The organism is Leifsonia stereocauli, assembly GCF_038432415.1.
GTDB lineage: Bacteria > Actinomycetota > Actinomycetes > Actinomycetales > Microbacteriaceae > Orlajensenia > Orlajensenia stereocauli.
The window spans coordinates 1,456,955-1,481,380 of record NZ_JBCAUN010000001.1 but is presented as its reverse complement, the minus strand read 5'-3'; the positions used below and the strand labels follow the sequence as shown (position 1 = coordinate 1,481,380).

Annotated in this window: 27 protein-coding genes; 14 read left to right on the top strand and 13 right to left on the bottom strand. The window is 68.3% G+C overall.

The window, feature by feature from the left end:
* Positions 1-59: 59 nt before the first annotated feature.
* The gene (gene fdhA / locus AADV74_RS07230) at positions 60-1,283 is read right to left on the bottom strand and encodes a formaldehyde dehydrogenase, glutathione-independent (RefSeq protein WP_342112780.1); all 1,224 of its coding nucleotides are present in this window, start codon (positions 1,281-1,283) and stop codon (positions 60-62) included.
* A 149-nt stretch (positions 1,284-1,432) separates the two neighbouring features.
* On the opposite strand from fdhA, the gene AADV74_RS07225 reads away from it, so the two are divergent.
* The 4 genes from AADV74_RS07225 to AADV74_RS07210 all read left to right on the top strand — a co-directional run bounded on the left by AADV74_RS07225 (position 1,433) and on the right by AADV74_RS07210 (position 3,873).
* Positions 1,433-1,666 carry a hypothetical protein gene (locus AADV74_RS07225; RefSeq protein ID WP_342112779.1) on the top strand — a complete coding sequence of 78 codons (234 nt, stop codon included), beginning with the start codon at positions 1,433-1,435 and terminating at the stop codon, positions 1,664-1,666.
* Between the two features lie 141 nt (positions 1,667-1,807).
* Positions 1,808-2,077 carry a 30S ribosomal protein S15 gene (gene rpsO / locus AADV74_RS07220; protein WP_055817791.1) on the top strand — a complete coding sequence of 90 codons (270 nt, stop codon included), beginning with the start codon at positions 1,808-1,810 and terminating at the stop codon, positions 2,075-2,077.
* Between the two features lie 145 nt (positions 2,078-2,222).
* The gene (locus AADV74_RS07215; RefSeq protein WP_342112778.1) at positions 2,223-3,188 is read left to right on the top strand and encodes an LLM class flavin-dependent oxidoreductase; all 966 of its coding nucleotides are present in this window, start codon (positions 2,223-2,225) and stop codon (positions 3,186-3,188) included.
* 73 nt (positions 3,189-3,261) lie between these two features.
* Positions 3,262-3,873, top strand: coding sequence for a hypothetical protein (locus AADV74_RS07210; RefSeq protein ID WP_342112777.1), 612 nt, complete (start codon positions 3,262-3,264; stop codon positions 3,871-3,873).
* Between the two features lie 83 nt (positions 3,874-3,956).
* Here the strand turns inward: AADV74_RS07210 and AADV74_RS07205 are convergent, their stop codons facing one another.
* The 5 genes from AADV74_RS07205 to poxB form a co-directional block, all read right to left on the bottom strand.
* A complete protein-coding gene (locus AADV74_RS07205; RefSeq protein ID WP_342112776.1) occupies positions 3,957-4,376 on the bottom strand; it encodes a VOC family protein in 420 nt (139 codons plus the stop codon).
* Between the two features lie 42 nt (positions 4,377-4,418).
* Complete coding sequence (locus tag AADV74_RS07200; protein WP_342112775.1) at positions 4,419-4,883, bottom strand: SRPBCC family protein; 465 nt, start codon at positions 4,881-4,883, stop codon at positions 4,419-4,421.
* Complete coding sequence (locus AADV74_RS07195; protein ID WP_342112774.1) at positions 4,880-5,302, bottom strand: ArsR/SmtB family transcription factor; 423 nt, start codon at positions 5,300-5,302, stop codon at positions 4,880-4,882. Before AADV74_RS07195 ends, AADV74_RS07200 begins: the two co-directional genes overlap by 4 nt.
* A 111-nt stretch (positions 5,303-5,413) precedes the next feature.
* Positions 5,414-5,878 (bottom strand): thioredoxin, encoded by a 465-nt coding sequence (gene trxA / locus AADV74_RS07190; protein ID WP_342112773.1) that lies wholly within the window; start codon positions 5,876-5,878, stop codon positions 5,414-5,416.
* Positions 5,879-6,013: 135 nt separating this feature from the next.
* The gene (poxB, locus tag AADV74_RS07185; RefSeq protein ID WP_342112772.1) at positions 6,014-7,747 is read right to left on the bottom strand and encodes a ubiquinone-dependent pyruvate dehydrogenase; all 1,734 of its coding nucleotides are present in this window, start codon (positions 7,745-7,747) and stop codon (positions 6,014-6,016) included.
* A 164-nt stretch (positions 7,748-7,911) separates the two neighbouring features.
* Here poxB and AADV74_RS07180 point away from each other — a divergent pair, with 164 nt between their 5' ends.
* Entirely contained in the window at positions 7,912-9,078 is a 1,167-nt protein-coding gene (locus AADV74_RS07180) for an LLM class flavin-dependent oxidoreductase (RefSeq protein ID WP_342112771.1), read from the top strand.
* Between the two features lie 2 nt (positions 9,079-9,080).
* Complete coding sequence (locus AADV74_RS07175) at positions 9,081-9,710, top strand: FMN reductase (protein WP_342112770.1); 630 nt, start codon at positions 9,081-9,083, stop codon at positions 9,708-9,710.
* Positions 9,711-9,854: 144 nt separating this feature from the next.
* Here AADV74_RS07175 and AADV74_RS07170 read toward each other — a convergent pair whose 3' ends face one another.
* Positions 9,855-10,058, bottom strand: coding sequence for a DUF5302 domain-containing protein (locus AADV74_RS07170; protein WP_056163939.1), 204 nt, complete (start codon positions 10,056-10,058; stop codon positions 9,855-9,857).
* A gap of 91 nt (positions 10,059-10,149) precedes the next feature.
* Between AADV74_RS07170 and AADV74_RS07165 the strand changes: the two genes are divergently transcribed.
* Both AADV74_RS07165 and AADV74_RS07160 read left to right on the top strand, forming a co-directional pair.
* On the top strand, positions 10,150-10,626 hold the full coding sequence (locus AADV74_RS07165; protein ID WP_342112769.1) for a VanZ family protein: 477 nt from the start codon (positions 10,150-10,152) through the stop codon (positions 10,624-10,626).
* Positions 10,627-10,950: 324 nt separating this feature from the next.
* Positions 10,951-13,254 carry a polyribonucleotide nucleotidyltransferase gene (locus AADV74_RS07160; protein ID WP_342112768.1) on the top strand — a complete coding sequence of 768 codons (2,304 nt, stop codon included), beginning with the start codon at positions 10,951-10,953 and terminating at the stop codon, positions 13,252-13,254.
* A gap of 99 nt (positions 13,255-13,353) precedes the next feature.
* Here the strand turns inward: AADV74_RS07160 and AADV74_RS07155 are convergent, their stop codons facing one another.
* The 3 genes from AADV74_RS07155 to AADV74_RS07145 form a co-directional block, all read right to left on the bottom strand.
* Positions 13,354-13,593, bottom strand: a complete 240-nt coding sequence (locus tag AADV74_RS07155) for a hypothetical protein (protein WP_342112767.1) — start codon at positions 13,591-13,593, stop codon at positions 13,354-13,356.
* The gene (locus AADV74_RS07150) at positions 13,590-14,324 is read right to left on the bottom strand and encodes a winged helix-turn-helix domain-containing protein (RefSeq protein ID WP_342112766.1); all 735 of its coding nucleotides are present in this window, start codon (positions 14,322-14,324) and stop codon (positions 13,590-13,592) included. The genes AADV74_RS07155 and AADV74_RS07150 overlap by 4 nt, the downstream gene beginning before the upstream one ends.
* 111 nt (positions 14,325-14,435) lie before the next feature.
* A complete protein-coding gene (locus AADV74_RS07145) occupies positions 14,436-14,903 on the bottom strand; it encodes an Lrp/AsnC family transcriptional regulator (RefSeq protein ID WP_342112765.1) in 468 nt (155 codons plus the stop codon).
* A 188-nt stretch (positions 14,904-15,091) separates the two neighbouring features.
* Here AADV74_RS07145 and pdhA point away from each other — a divergent pair, with 188 nt between their 5' ends.
* From pdhA to AADV74_RS07125, 4 genes are all read left to right on the top strand, one after another.
* Positions 15,092-16,291, top strand: a complete 1,200-nt coding sequence (gene pdhA / locus AADV74_RS07140) for a pyruvate dehydrogenase (acetyl-transferring) E1 component subunit alpha (RefSeq protein ID WP_342112764.1) — start codon at positions 15,092-15,094, stop codon at positions 16,289-16,291.
* 2 nt (positions 16,292-16,293) lie between these two features.
* Positions 16,294-17,331 (top strand): alpha-ketoacid dehydrogenase subunit beta, encoded by a 1,038-nt coding sequence (locus AADV74_RS07135; RefSeq protein WP_342113112.1) that lies wholly within the window; start codon positions 16,294-16,296, stop codon positions 17,329-17,331.
* Between the two features lie 2 nt (positions 17,332-17,333).
* A complete protein-coding gene (locus AADV74_RS07130; RefSeq protein ID WP_342113111.1) occupies positions 17,334-18,764 on the top strand; it encodes a dihydrolipoamide acetyltransferase family protein in 1,431 nt (476 codons plus the stop codon).
* Between the two features lie 74 nt (positions 18,765-18,838).
* Positions 18,839-19,144, top strand: coding sequence for a 4a-hydroxytetrahydrobiopterin dehydratase (locus AADV74_RS07125; protein ID WP_342112763.1), 306 nt, complete (start codon positions 18,839-18,841; stop codon positions 19,142-19,144).
* Between the two features lie 119 nt (positions 19,145-19,263).
* On the opposite strand, the gene AADV74_RS07120 is transcribed toward AADV74_RS07125, so the two are convergent.
* On the bottom strand, positions 19,264-19,998 hold the full coding sequence (locus AADV74_RS07120) for an MBL fold metallo-hydrolase (protein WP_342112762.1): 735 nt from the start codon (positions 19,996-19,998) through the stop codon (positions 19,264-19,266).
* 106 nt (positions 19,999-20,104) lie between these two features.
* Between AADV74_RS07120 and AADV74_RS07115 the strand changes: the two genes are divergently transcribed.
* Positions 20,105-20,674 carry a TetR/AcrR family transcriptional regulator gene (locus AADV74_RS07115; RefSeq protein WP_342112761.1) on the top strand — a complete coding sequence of 190 codons (570 nt, stop codon included), beginning with the start codon at positions 20,105-20,107 and terminating at the stop codon, positions 20,672-20,674.
* 90 nt (positions 20,675-20,764) lie between these two features.
* On the opposite strand, the gene AADV74_RS07110 is transcribed toward AADV74_RS07115, so the two are convergent.
* Together AADV74_RS07110 and AADV74_RS07105 are read right to left on the bottom strand one after the other, a co-directional pair.
* Positions 20,765-21,649 (bottom strand): hypothetical protein, encoded by an 885-nt coding sequence (locus AADV74_RS07110; protein WP_342112760.1) that lies wholly within the window; start codon positions 21,647-21,649, stop codon positions 20,765-20,767.
* Positions 21,650-21,992: 343 nt separating this feature from the next.
* The gene (locus AADV74_RS07105) at positions 21,993-22,622 is read right to left on the bottom strand and encodes a TetR/AcrR family transcriptional regulator (protein WP_342112759.1); all 630 of its coding nucleotides are present in this window, start codon (positions 22,620-22,622) and stop codon (positions 21,993-21,995) included.
* 101 nt (positions 22,623-22,723) lie between these two features.
* Between AADV74_RS07105 and AADV74_RS07100 the strand changes: the two genes are divergently transcribed.
* Positions 22,724-24,421: a carboxyl transferase domain-containing protein gene (locus AADV74_RS07100; RefSeq protein WP_342112758.1), complete on the top strand. Its 1,698-nt coding sequence runs from the start codon at positions 22,724-22,726 to the stop codon at positions 24,419-24,421.
* The last annotated feature ends 5 nt before the right edge of the window (positions 24,422-24,426 follow it).

Below are 24,426 nucleotides of genomic sequence, written 5' to 3'. Positions count from 1 at the left end.
TCGCCTGAACGGATGCGGGGCCCGAGCGAATCGCTCGGACCCCGCATCCGTTCACTCACTCAAGCCGCGTCGAGGAACCCATTCGGGTTCAGCACGTACTTCGTGGCAGCACCGGCATCGAACTCGGCGTAGCCGCGGGGCGCGTCCTCGAGGGTGATCGCCTTCGCATTCACGTTCTTGGCGATGTGCACGCGGTCGTGGAGGATCGCCTGCATCAACCCGTGGTTGTACTTCATCACCGGGCACTGGCCGGTCGTGAACGACAGGGACTTGGCCCATCCGGTGCCGAGGCTCAGGCTCAGCGAGCCCTTCTGGGCGGCCTCGTCGATTCCTCCCGGGTCGCCCGTCACATAGAGTCCGGGGATGCCGAGAGCACCTCCGGCAGCTGTCACGTCCATCAGTGAGTTCAACACCGTCGCCGGCGCTTCCTTCGCATCGGCTCCGTGACCCTGCCCGCGCGCCTCGAAGCCGACGGCGTCGACGCCGCAGTCGACCTCGGGCACCCCGAGGATCTGCTCGATCTGGTCGACGAGGTTCCCCTCGCTCAAGTCGACGGTCTCGCATCCGAAGCTCCGCGCCTGCGCGAGCCTGTCGGCGTTCATGTCACCGACGATGACCGCAGCGGCACCCAGGAGAAGTGCGGACGTCGCTGCCGCCAGCCCGACGGGGCCGGCACCGGCGACGTAGACGGTCGACCCGACACCCACGCCCGCTGTCACGGCTCCGTGGAACCCGGTCGGGAAGATGTCGGAGAGCATGGCCAGGTCGAGGATCTTCTCGAGCGCCTGGTCGCGGTCGGGGAACTTCAGCAGGTTCCAGTCGGCGTAGGGCACCAACACGAATTCCGCCTGGCCACCCACCCAGCCGCCCATGTCGACGTAGCCGTAGGCGCTGCCCGGGCGGTCGGGGTTCACGTTCAGGCAGATGCCGGTCTTGCGCTCCTTGCAGTTGCGGCAGCGGCCGCAGGCGATGTTGAAGGGCACGGACACGAGGTCGCCGACCTTGATGAACTCGACTCCTGGCCCGACCTCGACGACTTCGCCGGTGATCTCGTGGCCGAGCACGAGGTTGGCCGGTGCGGTGGTGCGACCTCGAACCATGTGCTGGTCCGATCCGCAGATGTTGGTGGCGACGGTCCTGATGATCGCGCCGTGCGGAACCTTCCGCCCGATGTTCGCCGGGTTCACTCCCGGCCCGTCCTTCAACTCGAACGTCGGGTAGTCGACATCGATGACTTCGACGACGCCGGGCGCCTTGTAGGCGACGGCTCTGTTCTCTGCCACAGTGATCCTCCTTGATCACCGACCCGGTTGGGGCCGGTCTTTCGAGCGTACGTCGCATCGGTTGCCCGCTACGAGGACTCGACACATTGACAGGTCTGACGCAGGGCCGGTGTCGATACGCTGGAGCCCACGCTCTCGGGAGGATCACCATGCAGCACGACTACACGTTCGGCGGAGCCGAGTCCATCAACCGCGCGATCGGCATCCTGGTGGCGCTCGATCAGCAGCAGGTCAACGCCATGGTCGAACTCCAGATCGACAGCGCGATCGAGGAATGCGAGCAGGAGTACGAGAAGGCGACGGCCGACCCGAGCTACGTGCCCGACAAGGAGTTCATCGTGCGTCTCGACAACTATCTCGCCCTCGGCGGCGAGCGGCCCTGACCACGGGTCACGCACTCAGGTCGTCGCACCCACCGCAGTGCTGGTAGACTCTTCAGGTTGCCGTCAGAACGGCCGCGGATAAAGAGAGCTCGGGCATTCGGCCACGGGCACCGCGCAATGAAGAGATAAGGGGATCAACCTATGGCACTGGATGCAGACGTCAAGAAGGCGATCATCGAAGAGTACGCAACCCACCCCGGTGACACCGGATCCCCCGAGGTCCAGATCGCTCTGATGACCAAGCGGATCAAGGATCTCACCGAGCACCTCAAGGAGCACAAGCACGACCACCACTCGCGTCGTGGACTGCTCCTCCTGGTGGGCCAGCGTCGCCGTCTGCTCGGATACCTCTCCGACGTGGACATCACGCGCTACCGCACGCTCATCGAGCGTCTCGGCCTGCGCCGCTAGGCAGCTTCTCGCTGATACCGCGAACTTCTTGCGAACGGGCCGTCACCTTCGGGTGGCGGCCCGTTCGTCATGTCCGGGGTACGGATGCCGCTCCACTCGCGCCCCTGGTTCAGTGAGTGTCCGCAGGCGCTCCTAGACTCGATCCATGCGTTTCGGAATCGTCATCCTGCCCCAGCACGACTGGCCCGAGGCCGCCCGATACTGGCGCGGCGCCGAGGAGCTCGGCTTCGACCACGCGTGGACGTACGACCACCTGTCCTGGCGCGGACTCGCGGGGGAGCGCTGGCACGCCACGGTGCCGACCCTCACCGCCGCAGCGATGGTCACCGAGCGCATCCGCCTCGGAACCTTCGTCGCCTCACCCAACTACCGGCATCCGGTGCCCTTCGCGAAGGACATCGCGACGGTCGACCAGATCTCCGGCGGTCGCATCATCCTCGGCATCGGCTCGGGCGGAACAGGCTTCGACGCCTTCGTCCTCGGTCAGGCCGGCCTGCTGCCGCGCGAGCGCTACGAGCGTTTCGCCGAGTTCACCGAGGCCCTCGACACCCTGCTGCGGTTCGAGCCTGTGACGGATGCCGTCGCCGACGCCCCGGCCGACGGTTCGATGCCAGCAGACGACACCATCGACCCCGCCGTGGCCGAGCCGGGCACTGCGGGCATCTCGTTCAGCGGTGGCTGGTACACGGCCGTCGACGCCCGCATGGTCGGTGGACCTGCGCAGCAACCGCGGATGCCGTTCCTCGTCGCAGCCGACGGGCCGCGTGCGCTCAAGCTCGCCGCCAGGCTGGGTCAGGGGTGGGTGACCACTGGCGGGGATGCCGACACTATCGAGGGCTGGTGGACGCGGCTCGGCGAGCTGTCGGAGAAGCTCGACGCCGCGTGCGAGGAGGTGGGTCGGAACCCGGCATCCATCGACCGATCGCTGCTGTTCGACTCGCAGACGAAGTTCGCTCTCGAGAGCGTCGACGCCTTCGAGGATGCCGTCGGCCGCGCCTCCCAGTTGGGCTTCACCGACTTCATGACGCACTGGCCGCGCGAGAACGGGCTGTACGCCGGCTCCGATGCCGTACTCGATGAGGTGGCGTCGCGGCTGGATCGCTGGCGCTGAGCGGCCCGCACTGAGCGGCAGGCGCTGAGCGCCCCGCACGGGGCATCCCGTCATCCGCGCTACCGTTGAGGGCGTGTCTGAACCCCGCAACAAGTCGCTGCTCCACTGGGAGCCGTTCGCTTACATCCTGCTCGTCGTGCTCGTCGTTCTCGCCGGATCGCTCGACCCGCAGGGCGCCCCCGTGGCGTTCTGGATCGCGGCGGTGTTCGCAGCTGCGGCGACGGTGTTCTTCCTGATCGCCTTCGTGTCGTACGGGCGTCGGTCGCGACTCAACCCCGATCCCTCAGGCAACCTGCGCAGCCTCGCCGACATCACCATCGTGCCCGCGAACCACGTTCCGGCCGAGACCAATCCGACGGTGACCGTGGTCGACGCAGGCAGGCACCAGTCGGCCATCGACATCGTGCGCTCGCGCGGCGGCGAGAAGGTGCGGGCCGTGCTGGTGCCGCGGGCCAGCCGCTGGCTGTCGCGGCGCTACCGCATCGGCGTGCAGCTCGTGGCGGCCGGTGAGATCCGTCATGCCGGATTCCTGCCTGATGCCGTCGACGAGCGCTGGCGCGACAGGCTCGGCGCCCTGCGAGACGACGACAGCTATGTCGAGGTGCCGGCAGTGATCATCGGATCGCAGCAGCCGTTCAGTGTCGACCTCGACGTGAGCGGCCTCCCGACGGCCCTGGGCGAGTAGGCCAGCCTTGCTCGCTGAGGCCCGGACGAAGTCCGCGGTCGAAGCGTGCCCAGCGGCATGAGCTGGCGGTGGAGCGGGGGCCCCTACGCGCTCGGCGGTCCGTCCACCTGCGCCTGCTCGTCCATCCAGAACACCTCCCAGTGGTGGCCGTCGAGGTCGTGGAACGCCCGGCTGTACATGAAGCCGAGGTCCGACGGTTCCTCGGCCTGCGATCCGCCACCGGCGAGAGCGGCATCCGCGAGGCGATCGACCTCTTCGCGACTCTCGGCGGACAGGGCGTAGATCCCCGTGGTCGCGGCCTGCGCGTCGCCGACGGCGCGCTCGGTGAAGCCGGCGAATCTCGGGCGGGTGAGCAGCATCGCGTACACGGTGTCATCGATGACGACGCAGGCGGCCGTATCGTCGGTGAACTTCTCGTTGATCGTGTAGCCGAGCCCGGTGAAGAAGGCCTTCGAGGCGTCGAGGTCGGTGACCGGCAGGTTGATGAAGACGGAGGTGGACATGGTGCGTTTCCTTTCGCAGGGGTTGAAGTGGGTGATGTCGGATCAGGCGTCGAGCAGCCGTCCCAGGCTGTCGAGCAGCTCGAGGGTGCCGAGTTCGCGGCCGCGCGGGTCGTCGAGCTCGTCGAAGAACACGCCGTACTCGGAGAGGGTGAGGTGGGTGCCGGTGCCGTTCGGGGCGAACTCGATCGACGCCAGCGACACCGAGAGCTTCTCGCCGTTGATGCGCATCTCGTAGTTGTAGACGATCCGCTCGTTTAGCGTGATCTCGTGGTAGTACGCGTCGAAGCGCGACACGATGTCGTTCTTGTGGAAGCGGCCCTCGTTGTACTCGTGGCCGCCCTCGCGGAAGTCGAGGGCGGTGCCGAGGTCCTCCCACTCGTCGGCCGGTCCGCCGAACCAGAGCGCCTTGGTGGCAGGGTCGGCGAAGGCCTGGAACGCCCGCTCCGGCGGAGCCTTGTAGTCGCGTTCGAGGGTGAAGCTCGAGCGGATCAGAGTGTGTTCGGTCATGGGCGTTCTCCTGTTGGTGAGGTGGGTGAGGACGTGGAGGAGCCGGATTCGGGGTCGACGGATGCCGCAGGGTCGGCCGCGGCGTCGGTTGTCGGTTCGGGCCCGTCGAGCAGCAGGCCGAGGCGGTCGAGGCGGCGCTCCCAGGTCGTGCGGCGTTCGCTGATCCAGTCCTCGACGCTGCGCAGCGCCTCGGGCTCGATCGAGCAGGTGCGCACGCGACCCTGCTTCTGCGACGACACCAGGCCGGCCTGCTCGAGCACCCGCAGATGCTGCATGATCGCGGCGAGAGTGAATGCGAAGGGCGCGGCCAGGTCCGATACGGATGCCGGGCCTCGCGTCAGTCGATCGACGATGGCGCGACGCGTCGGATCGGCGAGCGCGAGGAACGCCATGTCGAGGTCGTCCGAATACTTAAGCACAGGCTTAAGTATCCGCGCCTCTGAGTCGGTGTCAACCCCGGGAAACGAAGAAGCGAGGAGATTCCCGTGGGGAATCTCCTCGCTTCTCGAATCTGAGGGAGGGCGCGCGCCTCAGCTCTCGGTGCGGGCGACCGAGTCGAGCGCGTCATCGGTCTCGGCATCCGCCGCCTGCTCCGACCCAGCGGACTGCGCGGACTGCTGGTCATCCCGCAGGGCCTTCTCCTCGGCGGCGATCTGCTCGTGCACGGCCGTCATGTCGAGGCCGCGCACCTGCTCGATGAGGTCGTCGAGCGTCGCGGGCGGCAGCGCGCCGGCCTGCGAGAACACTCCGACGCCGTCCTTGAAGGCCATCAGTGTGGGGATCGACTGGATGCCCATGCCGCCGGCGATCTCGCGCTCAGCCTCGGTGTCGACCTTGGCGAAGGTGATGTCACTGTGCTTCTCGGATGCCGCCTCGAAGGTCGGTCCGAACTGGCGGCAGGGGCCGCACCACTCGGCCCAGTAGTCGATCAACACGATGCCGCCATCGGTGATCGTCTTCTCGAAGGTGTCCATGGTCAGGTTGACGGTAGCCATACCTCGAGTTTACGGGCTGTTCCGTGGCCATTCGTGGGGCGCCCGCTCGCCGGGGCCCGCACGGCGCGCGCGGTCGAAGCGATCTTCACGCGCTTCGGCCGCGGACTTCGTCCGGGCCTCAGCGATCGAAGGTGCTTAATCGAACAGCCGCCGGAAGACGTTGGTGTCGGCCAGGTCCACGAGCTCGTCCGCCCGCCCGGACATGATCGTGCGCAACGCGTAGAGGGTGAACCCCTTGGCCTGGGCTGCCGTGATCGTCGGTGGGATCGACAGCTCCTGCCGAGCCGTCACGACGTCGACCAGCGCTGGCCCATCGTGCGCGAAAGCGGTGCGCAGGGCGGCCTCGAGGTCGTCGGGCTTCTCCACCCGCTGCCCGTGGATGCCGATGGCGTTCGCCACGTCGGCGAAGTTCGGATTGTCGAGCTCGGTGCCGAAGTTGACGAATCCGGCCGCCTTCATCTCCACCTCGACGAAGTTCAGCGAGGAGTTGTTGAACACGATGATCTTCACGGGCAGCTTGTTCTGCCGCAGCGTGAGCAGTTCGCCGAGCAGCATCGCCAGCCCGCCGTCGCCCGAGAGTGCGACCACCTGGCGGTCCCGATCGATCGACTGCGCGCCGATCGCGTGCGGCAGGGCGTTCGCCATCGTGCCGTGGGCGAACGACCCGATGAGCCGTCGCCGTCCGTTCATCTTCAGGTAGCGAGCAGCCCAGACGACGGGGGAGCCGACGTCCGGGATGAAGACCGCGTCATCCGACGCGAGCTCGCTGATGAGTCGCGCCACGTACTGCGGATGGATCGGCTCGCGGTTGCGGTCGTTGTCGGCCAGCTCGTCGAGTCCCTTCCGCGTCTTCCGGTAGTGCGCCGTCGACGAGTCGAGGTGCTTCGAGCTGGTCTTCGCCTCGAGCAGCGGCAGCAGGGCATCGACGGTGTCGGCGACGGTTCCGACGAGGCCGACGTCGATCGGGGTGCGCCGGCCGAGCTGCTCTCCGCGGATGTCCACCTGCACGATCTTCGCCTTGCCCGGATAGAACTGCGGGTAGGGGAAATCGGTACCGAGCATGAGCAGGGCGTCGCAGCTCTCCATGGCGCGGTAGCCCGAGGCGAAGCCGAGCAGACCGGTCATGCCGACGTCGTAGGGGTTGTCGTACTCGATGAACTCCTTGCCGCGGAGGGCGTGCACCACCGGAGCCTGCAGCTTCTCGGCGATGGCGAGAAGCTGGGGGTGAGCGCCGTCGACACCGGCGCCGCCGAGGATCGTCACCTTCTTCGCGCTGTTGAGCACCTCGGCGGCGGATGCGAGGGCGTCGTCCGTGGGCAGCATCCGTCGCGGAATGGTACGGATGGGAGCCGAGGGCCGGCGTCCGGTGTCCTGCTCCAGGAAGATCTCGCCCGGGATGACGACGACCGCGACGCCGCGACGCTCCAGGGCTGTGCGCATAGCGATCTCGAGCACGCGGGGGAGTTGCTCGGGCACGCTGACGAGTTCGGTGTAGACGCTGCACTCGCGGAAGAGGTCCTGCGGATGCGTCTCCTGGAAGTAGGTGCTCCCGATCTCGGATGCCGGGATCTGCGCCGCGATCGCCAACACGGGAACCCGCGAGCGGTTGGCGTCGTAGAGCCCGTTGATGAGATGCAGGTTTCCTGGACCGCAGCTGCCGGCGCAGACGGCGAGTTCGCCGGTGATGGCGGCCTCGGCTGCCGCCGCGAAGGCGGCAGCCTCCTCGTGGCGCACGTGCTGCCAGGCGACGGTGCCCGCGCGCCGGAGCGCGTCGGTGAATCCGTTGAGCGAGTCGCCCGGTAGCCCGTAGACCCGTTCGACTCCAGCATCCTGGATGATCTTCACCATGGTGTCGGCGATGGTCGGCATGGGACCCCTCTCGAAGGCGACGTGGCTTCCGACGCTACGCGCGGGAGTGGCGCGGCAACAGGGCTTGCGCCACCCGGGAATAGATTCCTCGGGAGTAGGGTTTGATCGGATGTACATGCAAATGCATGGAAAAGAAGTCGAGGAGAAGGCCAGGAGGCCACGAAATGCAATTCGGAATCTTCACGGTGAGCGACGTCACCCAGGACCCCACCACGGGACGCACGCCGAGCGAGGGCGAGCGCATCAAGGCGATCGTGGAGATCGCCAAGAAGACCGAAGAGGTCGGGATGGATGTCTTCGCCCTCGGCGAGCACCACAACCCGCCGTTCTTCTCGTCGTCCCCCACGACCACACTCGCCTACATCGCTGCGCAGACCGAGACGCTCCTGCTCTCCACCGCCACGACGCTCATCACCACGAACGACCCGGTGAAGATCGCCGAGGACTACGCGATGCTGCAGCACCTCGCGGACGGCCGCGTCGACCTCACCATGGGTCGCGGAAACACCGGTCCGGTCTACCCCTGGTTCGGCAAGGACATCCGCGACGGCATCGACCTGGCCCTCGAGAACTACGCCCTGCTGCAGAAGCTGTGGCGCGAGGACTTCGTCGACTGGCAGGGCAAGTACCGCACGCCGCTGCAGGGCTTCCAGTCCACTCCGCGCCCGCTCGACGGCGTCGCGCCATTCGTCTGGCACGGCAGCATCCGCTCGCCCGAGATCGCAGAGCAGGCCGCGTTCTACGGTGACGGCTTCTTCGCCAACAACATCTTCTGGCCGAAGGAGCACTACATGCGCCTCATCGCTCTGTACCGCCAGCGCTTCGAGCACTACGGCCACGGCAGCGCCGACCAGGCGATCGTGGGCCTCGGTGGACAGGTGTTCATGGCGAAGAACTCGCAGGATGCCGTCGACCAGTTCCGCCCGTACTTCGACAACGCCCCGGTCTACGGACACGGGCCGAGCCTCGAGGAGTTCACCGAGATGACGCCGCTCACGGTCGGCAGCCCTCAGCAGGTCATCGACCGCTACATGGCCATGCGCGAGTACTACGGCGACTACCAGCGCCAGCTGTTCCTCATGGACCACGCCGGCCTGCCGCTGAAGACCGTGCTCGAGCAGCTCGACATCCTGGGCGGCGAGGTGGTGCCGGTTCTCCGCAAGGAGCTCGACGCCAAGCGCCCCGCCCACGTGCCAGACGGCCCGACCCACGCGAGCCTCGTCGCCAAGCGGAACGCCGAGCGCATCGCCGCCCGCGATGCCGACGCATCCGACTCCGTGTCCACCCAGAAGTCCGGCGCCGCCTTCGGCCTCGTCAACAAGGGAGCCTGACCATGACCGCCCGCAAGCTCACAGTGCTGGCCGCAGGACTCAGCCAGCCGTCGTCGACGCGTCTTCTCGCCGATCGGCTGACGGATGCCGTGGTCGCGAGGTTGCGCGACGTGCACGGGGTCGACGTCGAACTGAACATCGTCGAGCTCCGCGACGTCGCGAAGGACGTGACGAACAACCTGATCACCGGCTTCCCGAGCCCGAAGCTCGAGAGCGTGATCGAGCAGGTCACGCACGCCGATGGCCTCATCGTGGCGACGCCCATCTTCTCGGGCTCGTACAGCGGCATGTTCAAGTCGTTCATCGACGTTCTCGACCCGAAGTCGCTCGACGGCATGCCGGTGCTCCTCGGAGCCACCGGAGGCACCGCGCGGCATTCGCTCGCCATCGAGCACGCGCTGCGCCCGCTGTTCAGCTACCTGCACGCCGTCGCAGTCCCGACGGGCGTCTACGCCGCCGCCGAGGACTGGGGGAGCACGACCGACTCCGTCGGCGCTCTCACCTCCCGCATCGAGCGGGCTGCGGGCGAGCTGGCCGCGCTGGTGGCGGTCTCCGACCGCTCGCAGCAGATCCGCGATCCCTTCGCCCTGGACTCGTCGTTCAGCGTGACTGGCGGCTTCAGCGCCGCCTGAGCTCGCTGAGGCCCGGACGTAGTCCGCGGTCGAAGCGCGCTTCGGGCGGTCGCTACGCTCGGCCCTCTGCGAACGGATCGCGGCGCAGAACGCCCCCGCCTCCTCATCGAGGAGCGGGGGCGTTCTGCTGTTCGTGTCGAGGGATCAGCCGCTCTTGCGGCGGAACTCCTGGCGGGTGTCGGCGTTGCCGTGAGTGTGGGTGACGGCCGAGTGGCCGTCGAGGTGAGCCTCGCCGCTGGCCTTCTTGGCCTGGTCGTTCTTCTTGTCGAGGGCCTCGCGGAACTTGCGCTTGGTCTCATCCGAGGCACTGGGAGCGCCCTGGGCGGTGGAGTCGTCTTCGGTACTCATAGGGCCAGTCTAGACAGCGCCCTCGCCGACGCGACAAGCCCCGGTCGGCCGTCCGAGGGAGTTCCCAGCCCGACTGCGACAGGATGAACGGATGCTGCACCGCCATCCCATCCTCGGGATCATGACCATCGCCTACCTGGCGTTCGTCGGCTGGATCACTCTCACTCCGCAGCCGTACGACGGACGCACGGCGAGCGTGCTCGACCGCTTCCTCGACTTCTTCGCCCGCCACGACGCCACGGACTGGATCACCTTCGACAGGGTGGAGGCCGCTGCCAACGTCGTGATGTTCGTGCCCGTCGGCCTGTTCTTCGTGTTGCTGTTCGGCCGCAGGCTGTGGTTCCTCGCCATCGTCGCCGGCGCCCTGTTCTCCATCGGCATCGAGTACGTGCAACTGGAGTTCCTGCCCAGCCGCGTCGCCGACGTGCGCGACGTCGTCACCAACACCAGCGGAACGATCATCGGGGTGCTGATCGGCCTGGTCCTCAGCTGGCCTAAGGCCCGCCGCATCCGTCGCGACGGACGAGCCGTCACCGAGGCCCAGCGGACGCGCCGCCTCGCCTCTTGATGGTCCTTCCGGCTGCTCTGTTAGAGTTGATCCGGTAGCTCGAGGGTTGCCGCCCGTTCCGACTGCCATCTGGCATGAGGCATCCGTCGCACGGATGCGAGAACGGACAACTCAATATCGAGCACTGACGGAGCAGGCTGGCAGAAGCTGGTCCCCTGTGGTGGATTACCATCCCGCCTCTTTCGAGGCGTGCGCATGGTGGACTTCTACTGGTGGCCAGCACGAGGATTTCACATGAAGCCCTTAGTTCTGCCTGTTCCCCTGCTCCGGAGTATGAGTCGTGCCCACACGGGGCTTGCGACGTAAAACAAAGGAGAAGACCTCTTGGAAGGTCCTGAAATCACGTTCGCCGAAACTGTCATCGACAATGGCAAGTACGGCACCCGCACCATCCGCTTCGAGACCGGCCGTCTCGCCCAGCAGGCCCAGGGGTCTGCAGCCGCTTACATCGACGAAGAGACCATGCTGCTCTCCGCGACGAGCGCCTCCAAGCAGCCGAAGGACAACTTCGACTTCTTCCCGCTCACGATCGACGTCGAAGAGCGCATGTACGCCGCCGGCCGCATCCCGGGATCGTTCTTCCGTCGCGAGGGTCGTCCCTCGACCGAGGCGATCCTCACCTGCCGTCTGATCGACCGCCCGCTGCGCCCGTCGTTCGTCGATGGCCTCCGCAACGAGATCCAGGTCGTCGTGACGGTTCTCGCCATCGCGCCTGACGAGCTCTACGACGTGCTCGCCATCAACGCGGCCTCCATGTCGACGCAGATCGCCGGCCTGCCGTTCTCCGGTCCGATCGGTGGCGTCCGCGTCGCCCTCGTTCCGGGTGAGCACGGAGGCGGCCAGTGGGTCGCCTTCCCGAAGCACTCGCTCCTCGAGGAGGCCGTCTTCAGCATGGTCGTCGCCGGTCGTGTCGTCACGGATGCCGCTGGCAACGACGACGTCGCGATCATGATGATCGAGGCCGAGGCCACCGACAACTCGTGGAACCTCATCCAGGGCGGCGCCATCAAGCCGAACGAAGAGGTCATCGCCGAGGGCATCGAGGCGTCGAAGCCGTTCATCAAGCAGCTCGTCGCAGCTCAGGCATCCGTCGCCGCGCAGGCGTCGAAGCCCACCGGTGACTACAAGACCTTCCCGGCCTACGCCCAGAACGTCTACGACGCCGTCGCAGAGAACGCCTACGAAGAGCTCAAGGGGATCTACCAGATCGCCGACAAGACCACGCGCCAGAACGCCGATGACGAGCTCAAGGGCCGCGTCAAGGAGGCCGTCGCCGCCAAGGTCGAGGCCGGAGAGCTCGACGCCTCCGCCAACAACCAGGTGAGCGCCGCCTACAAGTCGGTCACCAAGCTCGTCGTGCGCTCGCGCGTGCTGAACGAGGGCGTGCGCATCGACGGCCGCGGTCTGGCGGACATTCGTCCGCTCGACGCCGAGGTCGCCGTCATCCCGCGCGTTCACGGTTCGGCCATCTTCCAGCGCGGCGAGACCCAGATCATGGGCATCACCACGCTGAACATGCTGAAGCTCGAGCAGCAGATCGACTCGCTCGGCCCGGTCACCAAGAAGCGCTACATGCACAACTACAACTTCCCGCCCTACTCGACCGGTGAGACCGGCCGAGTCGGTTCGCCGAAGCGTCGCGAGATCGGGCACGGCGCACTCGCCGAGCGCGCGCTCGTGCCCGTGCTGCCGTCGCGCGAGGAGTTCCCCTACGCCATCCGTCAGGTGTCCGAGGCTCTCGGCTCGAACGGTTCGACGTCGATGGGTTCCGTCTGCGCCTCCACGCTCTCGCTGCTGAACGCCGGTGTGCCCCTCAAGGCCCCCGTCGCCGGCATCGCGATGGGCCTCATCTCCGACACCGTCGACGGCCAGACCCGCTACGCGGCGCTGACCGACATCCTCGGTGCTGAAGACGCCCTCGGCGACATGGACTTCAAGGTCGCCGGCACCAGCGAGTTCGTGACCGCGATCCAGCTCGACACCAAGCTCGACGGCATCCCGGCCTCTGTTCTGGCCGCAGCCCTCAAGCAGGCGAAGGACGCCCGCACGACGATCCTCCAGGTTCTGAACGCGGCGATCGACGCTCCCGACGAGATGGCACCGACCGCGCCCCGCGTGATCAGCGTGCAGATCCCCGTCGACAAGATCGGCGAGCTGATCGGCCCGAAGGGCAAGACGATCAACGCCATCCAGGACGAGACCGGCGCCGACATCTCCATCGAGGAGGACGGCACCGTCTACATCGGCGCCGTCGACGGACCGTCGGCCGAGGCCGCTCGTGCCCAGGTCAACGCGATCGCGAACCCCACCAACCCGGAGGTCGGCGAGCAGTTCCTCGGAACCGTCGTCAAGATCGCCGCGTTCGGTGCGTTCGTCTCGCTCCTCCCCGGCAAGGACGGCCTGCTGCACATCAGCGAGGTGCGCAAGCTCGCCGGTGGCAAGCGTGTCGAGAACGTCGAAGACGTGCTGGGCGTCGGCCAGAAGATCCTCGTGGAGATCACGAAGATCGACGACCGTGGAAAGCTCTCCCTCGCGCCCGTCGTGGCCGAGGACGCCGACACCGAGGGCAGCGCTGCGCACAGCGAAGGCCCCGTCGAGCCTGCTGAAGGCGCCGACATCGAGGCGTAGTCCCACCCGTCTCACCTGAGACGACACAGAATGCCCGCTTCCTCACGGAGGCGGGCATTCTGCGTTGTGTGGGGGTCGGAGCGGCGCTGCGGTCGCCGTTCAGCCCAGGGGCAGGAAGGTCGAGGCGCGGATGAGTGCGTCGCGCTCGTCGAGGGCTGCCTGCGCCATGCGCTGGTGTCGCACGGTGCGCAGCATCCGTTCCCGGTCGTTCAGGCTCTCCGCGCGCCGGCGGCCCCAGCTCTCGAGCGTGCGACCGGCCCTGACGGCGAGGCCGGCGAGCACACCGGGGAGACGGATGTCGCTCACGGTGTTCGTGCTGGATGCTGATGCTGCGGTCATGATGGCTGCTCCTGTTCCGGTGTCTGCGTGTTCTGGTCCGTGTTCTGGTTCGAGCTGGCGTTCGGTCGCCTGGTCGCGCGGTCATCCGCCCCTGTCGACTCGCCGCGCACGAGCGGGAAGGCATTCACGTGGATCTGCACCGGACGCGACCCGGGGGACGGGCTCTGCTTGTAGGCGTCGATGTACTTCCACAGCACGGTGTCGAAGTCGACGACGAGCTGGTGCAGCTGCTCGGGGGTCAGCCGCAGGTTGATGGTGTCGCTGGTCGCGGTGCTCAGCCACTCCTGGCCGAAGACGCTCTCGCCGTCGGCGAGGTACTCGTGGAAGTTCGCCTCGCGGGAGCGCATCCACTCGTCGGTGATGAGCTGGGTGGCCAAGCGCTCGGGGCTCGCAGCCGGGAACTCGCTCGGCTCGGGCATGGCGATCGATCCCGGGCGACGCTCCCACCAGCGTTCACGAGCGGTCCCGAGGCTCTCGTCCTCGCGCACGAGGCCGGCCTTCTCGAGCTGGCGCAGGTGATAGCTCATCACGCCGCTGGACTCTCCGATGCGCATGGCCAGCCCGCTCGAGGTCAGGGGACCGTAGGCCGAGAGCTCATCGAGGATGCGCACTCGCAACGGGTGCGCCAGCGCCCGGAGCGCCGTCGCGTCGAGCACGGCGTCGCGACCCGGGTGCTGGGTACTGCTCTGCGGCGTCACGGGCGTCTCGCGATCGTTCTCTGTGCTGGTCATGATGCAAAGATACCGTTGCAAAGGAGTGTTTGCAAGGGTTTGTTTGCATTGCACATCGCGGTTGGTCGGGTGCGCCTGTCGCACCCGCCCGAACGTCGTTCTCGACGCCGGCTATTCCACGGCGCGGTCGAGGAGCGGGCGTAGGCGGAACGGCACCAGTTCGCCCATCGACAGGCTGGTCTCGGTGCGCTCGACGCCGTCGATGGCGAGGATCTCGCCATCGATGCGGAACAGATGCTCCGCATCCGTGCACACCACCTGCACGAGCAGGTCGATCTGTCCGCTCAAGCCATGGGCCTGGATCACCTCGGGGATCGCGGCGATGGCCTCGACGATGGCGCCGAGCGACTTCTGCTGCACATGGACGGCGATGAAGGCCGACAGCGGGTAGCCGAGCGCCGTCGGATCGATGCGTCGTTCGAGCGACTGCAGCACTCCCGAGGTGGCGAGTCGCGCGAGTCGCGTCTGCACGGTGTTGCGCGCGAGGCCCAATCTGTCGGCGAGGGCGACTGCTGTCGCGCGCGGGTCGTCGCTCAGGGCGCGGAGAAGGTGCACGTCGGTGGCGTCGATCGGTTGCATGATGCGCAACCATAGCAGCGGCATCCGGTGCCGGATAGTGCAACATGCTCAACGGCATCCGCAATGATTGTGCCGGATGCGCAACGGGCTTATCTTGGAAGCATCATCCGCAGTGTCGCGGATGGTCGACCGGCGGTGCTCACGAGGCTCAGCCGTTCGCGGTCGCGACAGAGAAGGTTGCGCAGACGATGACGATCCACCAGTCACTTCCGCCACTCACCGATGCGGGCTCCCTGCCCTCCGATGCGATGGTGCAGCTCATCACTCCTACGGGCGCCCGGCGCCAGAACCCCGTCTTCGACCCGTGGGTCGCTTCCCTCACTCCCGCTGAACTGCGGGGCCTGTACGAGGACATGGTCGTCGTACGGCGAACGGATGCCGAGGCCACGGCCCTGCAGCGCCAGGGCGAACTCGGACTCTGGCCGCCGGTTCTCGGTCAGGAGGCCGCGCAGATCGGTTCCGGTCGCGCGCTCCGCCACGACGACTTCGTCTTCTCGAGCTACCGCGAGCACGGAGTCGCTTACTGTCGCGGAGTGAAGCCAGCGCAGGTGACGCCCGTGTGGCGGGGGGTGGCGGCCTCGGGCTGGAACCCCTACGACGTGAACATGGCGGCTCCCCAGGTGATCATCGGGGCGCAGACCCTGCACGCGGTCGGCTATGCGATGGGCGTCCAGAACGACGGCGACGACGCGGTGGCCATCGCCTACTTCGGCGACGGCGCCACGAGCGAGGGCGATGTGAACGAGGCCATGGTCTTCGCCGCCAGCTTCGAGGCTCCGGTCATCTTCTTCTGCCAGAACAACCAGTGGGCGATCTCCGAGCCCGTCGGCCTGCAGGCGCAGCGCAGCATCGCCGACAGGGCGCCCGGCTTCGGCATCCCGAGCCTCCGCGTCGATGGCAACGACGTGCTCGCCGTGATGGCAGCGACCCGTGTTGCGCTCGACCGGGCGCGCACCGGAGGCGGGCCCACGTTCATCGAGGCCGTGACCTATCGCATGGGTCCGCACACGACCGCCGACGACCCCACCCGCTACCGCCCCCAGGGCGAACTCGAGGAGTGGCGCGCGAAGGATCCGATCGCACGCTTCGCCGCGTTCCTCACCGAGGTCGGCATCCTCGACGACGCCGCGGTGGCCGCCGTCGCCGAGAAGGCCGAGGCCGTCGCCATGGAGCTGCGTGCGGCATGCATCGCGCTCCGCGACCCGGCCGCGCTCACCGTGTTCGACAACGTCTACGCCGAGCCGAACTCCACCATCGACCGGGAGCGCGATCAGTACACGCGGTACCTGGCGATGTTCGATGACGGCGAGTCGGATGGGGCAGGCTCTGCCGCGGCATCCGGAACCGCGCCCGCCGCGGCATCCGTCACCGAGGGGATGGACCGATGACCATGCTCGATGCACCTGTCGACACCCAGACCCTCACGCTCGCGAACGCGATCAATGCCGGCCTCCGCCGCGCCCTCCACGACGATGACAAGGTCGTGCTGCTCGGCGAGGACATCGGCACCCTCGGGGGTGTCTACCGCGTGACCGACGGGCTGCAGCGCGAATTCGGCGCCCGCCGCGTCGTCGACACGCCTCTAGCCGAGGCCGGCATCCTCGGCACCGCCGTCGGCCTCGCCTACAGGGGCTACAGACCCGTGTGCGAGATCCAGTTCGACGGCTTCATCTACCCGGCCTTCGACCAGATCGTGGCGCAGGTGGCCAAGCTGCATTACAGAACGCAGGGCGCCGTGCGCATGCCCATCACGGTCCGAGTGCCGTTCGGCGGAGGGATCGGGGCGGCGGAGCACCACTCCGAGTCGCCCGAGGCCTACTTCACTCACACCTCCGGCCTCCGCGTCGTCGCCGTGTCGAACCCGCAGGACGCGTACACGATGATCCGCCAGGCCATCGCGAGCGACGATCCCGTGCTCTACTTCGAGCCCAAGCGCCGCTACCACCAGAAGGCACCGGTCGAGCTCGACGGCTCGCTCTCGACCGCAGAGCCGATGGGGTCTGCACGCGTGGTCGTGCCCGGAGACGACGTCACCCTGCTCGCCTACGGTCCTCTCGTGCAGACGGCGACGGATGCCGCTCGAGCAGCCACGGCCGACGGCATCTCCGTCGAGGTCATCGACCTGCGCTCGCTGGCGCCGGTCGACTACGCCACGATCGAGGCCTCGGTGCGCCGCACCGGGCGCCTGGTGATCGCCCACGAGGCCGGATCGCAGGGCGGAGTGGGCGGCGAGATCGCCGCCAGCGTCACCGAGCGCTGCTTCAGCTACCTCGAGCACGCGCCGGTGCGCGTCACCGGCTTCGACGTGCCCTACCCGCCATCGCGGCTCGAGGTGCACCACCTGCCCGGCCTGGACCGCATCCTCGACGGAGTCGACCGCGCCCTCGGGCGCAGCAACTCGCTGAGCGAGCTGGAGGCCGGCTGGTGAGCGTGCTCATGGACTTCCGCCTGCCCGACCTCGGCGAGGGACTCACCGAGTCGGAGATCGTGAACTGGCACGTCGGCGTCGGCGACACGGTGACGCTCAACCAGGTGATCGCCGAGGTCGAGACTGCCAAGGCCATCGTGGAACTGCCATCGCCCTACGCGGGAATCGTGGCGCGGCTGTACGCCGAACCCGGAGTGACGGTGAACGTGGGAGAGCCGATCGTCGCGTTCGAGGTGGAGGCCTCGGCCGGGCTCGTCGGCTCTCGCGCGACGGATGCCGCTCCCGATGCCGCATCCCGGGGCACGGCTGAAGCACCGGCGCCGAACCTCGTCGGCTACGGCGCCCGCGTCGAGAGCGGTGTGCCTCAGCGGCGCGCGCGCCGGGCGGGCAGCGAGGCGCCGATGGTGCAGACGGCCCCGGCCCCGGCCCCGGATCCGGCTTCGGCCCCGGTTGAGGCCCCTGTTGAGCCCCCTGTTCCGGCACCCGCGGCCTCGGAGCCGACGCCGCCGGAGGCATCCGCAGCCCCGGTCGATCGCCCTCGCTCGACGCCGCCGGTGCGCAAGCTCGCCCACGATCTCGGAATCGATCTGGCGCAACTCGCCGGCACGGGGGATCATGGAATCATCACGCGTGAGGATGTGGAAGCCGCCGCATCCGCGATGCCCTCAGGGGTCGGAAAAGTCCCGGACCGGCCGACCCCTGAGCCCTCGTCCGGCGCCGCTTCCGGTGCCGTTCGCGAGACCCGCACCCCGATCCGCAGCGTGCGCAAGCACACGGCGGCCGCGATGGTGCAGAGCGCGTTCACGGCGCCGCACGTCACGGAATTCCTCACCGTCGACGTCACGGCCACGATGGAGCTGCTCGCGCGCCTCAAGCAGGATCGGGCGCTCGCCGAGCACCGCATCGGCATCCTCGCGATCGTGGCGAAGGCACTCTGCATCGCCATTCGACGCAACCCGTCCGTCAACACCCACTGGGACGATGCCGCCCAGGAGATCGTCGAGTTCCACTACGTGAACCTCGGCATCGCGGCCGCGACACCTCGAGGACTGGTCGTGCCGAACATCCAGGACGCCGGCGACCTCACGCTGCCGGAACTCGCCGATGCCCTCGCCGCCCTGACGGCGACGGCCCGCGACGGGCGCACCGAGCCCGCGCGTCTCAGCGGCGGCACGATCTCCATCACCAACATCGGCGTCTTCGGCATCGACGCGGGCACGCCCATCCTCAATCCGGGCGAGGCGGCCATCCTCGCGATGGGTGCTGTGCGACGCGAGCCGCGCGAGCACGAGGGCGGCATCGCCCTGCGCGAGGTGATGACGCTCAGCCTGTCGTTCGACCACAGGCTGGTCGACGGCGAGCAGGGATCGCGCTTCCTCGCCGACATCGGCATGATGCTGCGCGATCCGGCCCGGGCGTTCGCGATGGTGTGAGTCGGTCGCCACGATGGTCGGGTGGTTGTGGATACCGCTCCCCAGCGACGGCTCCGGGGGAGGAGTATGACCCCATGGCAACCCTGGACCCCTCCGACACTGCCGCCGAGCTCGACGGCACCGCCTTCATCCACGAGGACGACTCGCTGACCGCGTCGTTCTCCACCGCCGACTTCGCGAGCGCCGTGCGGCTGCTCGACGCCGTCGCCGTGGTGGCCGACGAACTCGATCACCATCCCGACGTGCTCGTCGGCTACGGATCGCTCGTCTTCGACCTGACTTCCCACGACGTCGGGGGAGTGACCCCACGCGACGTGCGATTGGCGAAGCGCATCCAGACTCTCGCGGATGAGCAGGGGGCGACGCGGGCGGTCGCGTAGTCGCGCTCCTCGCTGCCCGCTCGCCAGGGGTGCCGCTCCCTCGCTTTCGCTCGCCACGTGTGGTCGCATCGCCGCGCCGGAGCGGCCCGAGGTGGTGAGCCTCGAGCGACGTCCGAACGTCAGGACGTGTGATCCGTGCCGGCGGATGCCGCAGCTCGCACCTGGCGGATCACCTCGTCGCTCCCGCCGCGCGACGGCGCCCCGTGACCGGGCAGCACCCAGGTGGCGCCGAGTCCCTCGAGGTGCGTGAGCGAGTCGATGGCCTGCGCCGGCTCGTCGGTGAACGGCGCCGGCTGGGGTCCGCGGCTTCCCGTGAGCACGTGGCGAGTGGTGAGAGCGTCGCCGACGAAGAGCGCGCCGACTGTCGGAACGTGGATGGCGACGCTTCCGGCCGAGTGCCCGGGCAGGCCGATGATGCGCGGCGCACCGGGCAGGTCGAGTACATCGCCGTCGGTCATGGTCGTGACTTCGCGCAGGTACGTGGTGCGCAGGCCGCCCTTGCGTGCGGCGTACCAGAAGAAGCTCGCCACGCCTCCGAGACGCATCCGCCCCCACTGGGCCTTCGGCTTGAACTCGCCCCGGGCGCGGGCGGCATCGGCCTCGTGCACGTAGATGGGAACGCCCTGCTCCCGGCGCAGGCGTTCCGCGAAACCGATGTGGTCGCTGTCGCCGTGCGTGAGCACGAGCCCGCGCACCTCGCTGATTCCGCGACCCATCGCAGCGAGCTCCTTCTCGAGGTCGCGCCAGTGCCCGGGGAGACCGGCGTCGATGATCGTCACGCCGTCCTCGGTGTCGACGAGGTAGGCGGCGACGATGTCGTTGCCGATGCGGTGCAGTGATGGTGCGAGTTGCATGTCGAGAGATCCCTCCGGATGTGTGATGATCGTGCTGATGGCTATGCTACGTAGCCTTGATGGCTAAAGTCAATAGCTATCAGCAAGCACGCCCGAAGGAGACCGGATGCCGACCCCCGACCGCACCTCGCTCGAGGCCATCATCGCCGCGGGTCGCGACATCCTGCGCGCCGACGGGCTGCCCGGGCTCACCATGCAGGCCGTCGCCGAGCGCGTCGGTGTGCGCGCGCCGTCGCTGTACAAGCGGGTGCGCGGACGTGACGATCTGCTGCGCCTCGTGGTGGAGGCATCCCTGCACGATCTCGACACGCGCGTCGACGCAGCGCTGGCCTCCAGCGGGGAAGCGGCCGACGGCGACGCGAGCGCCGACCTGGTCGAGCTCGCCCGCACCATGCGCTCCTTCGCCCGCGAGAACCCGGCCGAGTATCGCCTGATCTTCGCCGAGGTTCCGGATGCCGCCCGGGCGAGCGCTCTCGAACGCTCGAGTGCCGTGGTCATCGCCGTCGCTGAGCGGCTCGTCGGCCCTGACGACGCCCTCCCCGCAGCGCGCACCATCACCGCCTGGGCGAACGGCTTCATCACCATGGAGCTCTCGGGTGCGTTCCGCCTCGGCGGCGACGTCGACGAAGCGTTCGAGTACGGAGCGCGCCGCATCGCCGCTGCGCTCGCCGGCTGAGCGCCGGCTGCCGCCGCACTCGTCGAGCGCCCACAATTCAGGCTGAATCTGCCGACACGCGGCTAGTGCGACGCCCTTCGGCGGCGTGTCTCAGTTCTGGCCTGAATCGTGCGCGGGCCCGGTCTCAAATGGTGTCACCGCCTGCCGCCAGCGCAGCTCGCGCAGTGCGCGGGCGTCCTCGACGACGCGCACGACCGTCGACCAGGTCGACGGCCAGTGCGTGTGGATGTGCTGCGGATTGACGCTGATCATCGGGAGGCCGAGGTTCTGCGCGGCGAGCACTCGATCGGTGTCCCTCAGTACGTCGGCGGGGCCGCTGTGGAATTCCAGGCCGTTCACCTCGAAGCCGACGCAGTCCTCGATGATCCCGTCGAGATGTCCCACTCCGACGATTTCGGGCTCTGCAACGACCGAGTACCCACCGCGCCGCACTCGGGTGATGAAGATCGACTCCCACCCTGAGTCTGCCTGTGGTGTGAGCTCTGTGGTCAGGCCGCGGATCCTGTGCGGAAGTTCGGCGACCACCTGCTCCTCCTGGTGCCGCTTGAGAATGCCCCGACGGGGGACGGAGTCCATGCAGGCGATCGCGTGCTCGTCGTTCTGGCAGAGCAGTGCCTGAGCGAGCGCCTGGCCGGGGGCGACGATCCAATCCAATCCGCCGGTTCCGGAGAGCCCGTTCCAATGCACGATGGGTTCGCCGGCGCCGGCGAGGCGCATCTCCCTCGTCGCAGTCAGTCGCGGGTCGATCGATGGATGCCAGACTCCTTGCGCCGTGCTGGTCGAGCTCCTCCCCGCATCGCGACGCAGTCGGGCTGCATTCGCGGCGACCTGGATGTGGAGCGTGTCTCCGAGGCCAGACCACACGCCCCATCGGCGCAGTGCGCTCACGCAGCCGATGCGACCGCCCAGTGCGACCGTACGAAGCTGATCGGCATCCGCCTTCGCGGTGGCGAACCACCCGCGGCGCACGCGCATGAGCACCCCGTCGCGGAGCGCCCTCTCGATGTCCGCTCGCCGTGCGCCGTGTCGGCCAGCGTGCGTGTCTGTGCGATCTGACCGAGGGAGTCCATGAGGGAACAGAAGGTCGGCATCGATCGAGTGTCGTCCTCATGACGGATGCCCCCACACCGCGCCATCGACATGTGCTCCCACGCCCAGTGGGTGGTCGCTGCGGAGGAGTTCTACGTGGGCCGACGCCGCACGCCATGCAGGTCAGATCTCGCGACGCGCCGCCCACGAACACCGCGGGCGCGGCGCGTCGGTCATCCAGCCTGATTTGCGCACGTTGACGGCGAGCGGGTCGGGCGCTGGACCGGTCCTACGCTTCCAGCGAGGCCAGCGCCATCTGCTCCAAGGCCGCGCGCACGACGGCATCGGCGGGCTGGCGGGTGCCGGTCCGGGCGCTGTGCGGCGTCGAGTTCATGAGGCCGAACGCGGCGTGGGCCCGCACCCGCAGTTCGGCATCCGTTCGCGACGGATGCAGCAGAGCCAGCACGCCCACCCAGAGCTCGACGTAACGACGCTGCAGGCTGCGCACGGCATGGCTGTCGGATGCGGCGAGGCTCGCGATGTCGCGATCCTGCACGAGGATGACGTCGGCGTTGCCGAGCGCGAAGTCGACGTGGAAGTGCACGAGAGCGGCCAGGGCGTCCGACGGCGCCGGCGTCGCCGACACCACGGCGCGACCGCCATCGAGCAGGCCGGTGCTGGCATCGACCAGGATCGCGGCGAGCACGGCCTGCTTGCCGGAGAAGTGCCGGTAGACGGCGGGGCCGCTCACGCCGGCGGCTGCTCCGAGATCGTCGATCGAGACGCCGGCGAATCCGCGCTCGGCGAAGAGGGCGGCCGCCGCGGTCAGCATCGTGCCGCGACGATCGGCCTTCGCGCGTGCCCGCTCGGTGGGAGCGGCGGCGCTCGCCGGGGCCGTGGTCGGAGGGGTGCTTGCCATTTCAGTTAACGCTCGCTAACGTTGAGTCCAGTTAGTGAACACTAACCGAAAGCACGCGGGGCCCACAAGGAACCGCGCCGTCGATGGAGACGAGACCCCGGATGCCGCCACCCACCAGCGCTCCCAGCACCACAACCGCGACCGGCGCAGCAGGCACCGCCGCAGGAGCCGGCACAGCAGGCACCGCCGCCGCCGGCGCGACCAGTGCGGCCGAAGCCAACGCAGCGGCCCAGAACGCCCTCGTCGCCGAGCTCCACGCCCGCTTGGCCACGGCAGCGGAGGGCGGGAGCCAGGCCGCCCGTGACCGTCACACCCAGCGCGGCAAGCTCCTGCCCCGCGAGCGCGTCGACGCGCTGTTGGACGACGGCAGCCCCTTCCTCGAGATCGCGCCCCTCGCCGGCGACGGCCTCTACGACGACGCGACGCCGGCAGCCGGCCTCATCGCCGGCATCGGCCTGGTGCACGGTCGCCACGTGCTCGTCATCGCCAACGACGCCACGGTCAAGGGCGGCACCTACTACCCGATGACGGTCAAGAAGCACCTGCGCGCGCAGGAGATCGCCTTCGAGAACCGCCTGCCGTGCATCTACCTCGTCGACTCCGGCGGCGCCTTCCTCCCGATGCAGGACGAGGTGTTCCCCGACCGCGACCACTTCGGACGCATCTTCTTCAACCAGGCGAGCATGTCCGCTGCCGGCATCCCGCAGATCGCCGCCGTGCTCGGCTCGTGCACGGCCGGCGGAGCCTATGTTCCCGCCATGAGCGACGAGACCGTGATCGTGCGCGGGCAGGGCACCATCTTCCTCGGCGGTCCGCCGCTCGTGAAGGCGGCCATCGGCGAGGTCGTCACCCCCGAGGAGCTCGGCGGCGGCGAGCTCCACGCCCACACCTCCGGCGTCACCGACCACCTCGCCGAGAACGACGAGCACGCCCTCTCCATCGTGCGCGACATCGTGGCGACGCTGCCGCAGCCCGCGGCATCCGCGTGGCCGGTGATCGAGTCGATGCATCCGGTGACGGATGCCGACGACCTCGCCTCCGTGGTCCCGGTCGACGTGCAGCAGCCCTACGACGTGCACGAGGTGATCGCCCGCATCATCGACGCGCCGGCCGCCGACTCGGACACGGCCACCGCCTTCCACGAGTTCAAGAAGGAGTACGGCGACACCCTCGTCACGGGCTTCGCTCACATCCACGGCCACCCCGTCGGCATCGTCGCCAACAACGGCGTGCTGTTCAGCGAGTCGGCCATGAAGGGCGCGCACTTCATCGAGCTGTGCGACCAGCGCGGCATCCCACTGGTCTTCCTTCAGAACATCTCGGGCTTCATGGTTGGCCGCGATGCAGAGGCGGGTGGCATCGCCAAGCACGGGGCGAAGATGGTGACGGCCGTCGCGACGACCCGCGTGCCCAAGCTCACCGTCGTGATCGGCGGCAGCTTCGGCGCCGGCAACTATTCGATGTGCGGGCGGGCCTACTCGCCGCGCTTCCTCTGGATGTGGCCGAACGCCCGCATCAGCGTGATGGGCGGCCCGCAGGCGGCCTCGGTGCTCGCCACGGTCAAGCGCGACCAGCTCGAAGCCCGCGGCCAGGACTGGTCGGCCGACGACGAAGCCGCCTTCACCGGTCCCATCCGCGAGCAGTACGAGACGCAGGGCAGCCCCTACTACTCCACGGCTCGGCTCTGGGACGACGGCATCATCGACCCGGCCGACACCCGCACCGTGCTCGGCCTCGCCCTCGACGTGTGCTCGCGCACGCCTCTGCCCGAGCCGCGCTTCGGCCTGTTCCGGATGTGACCGCC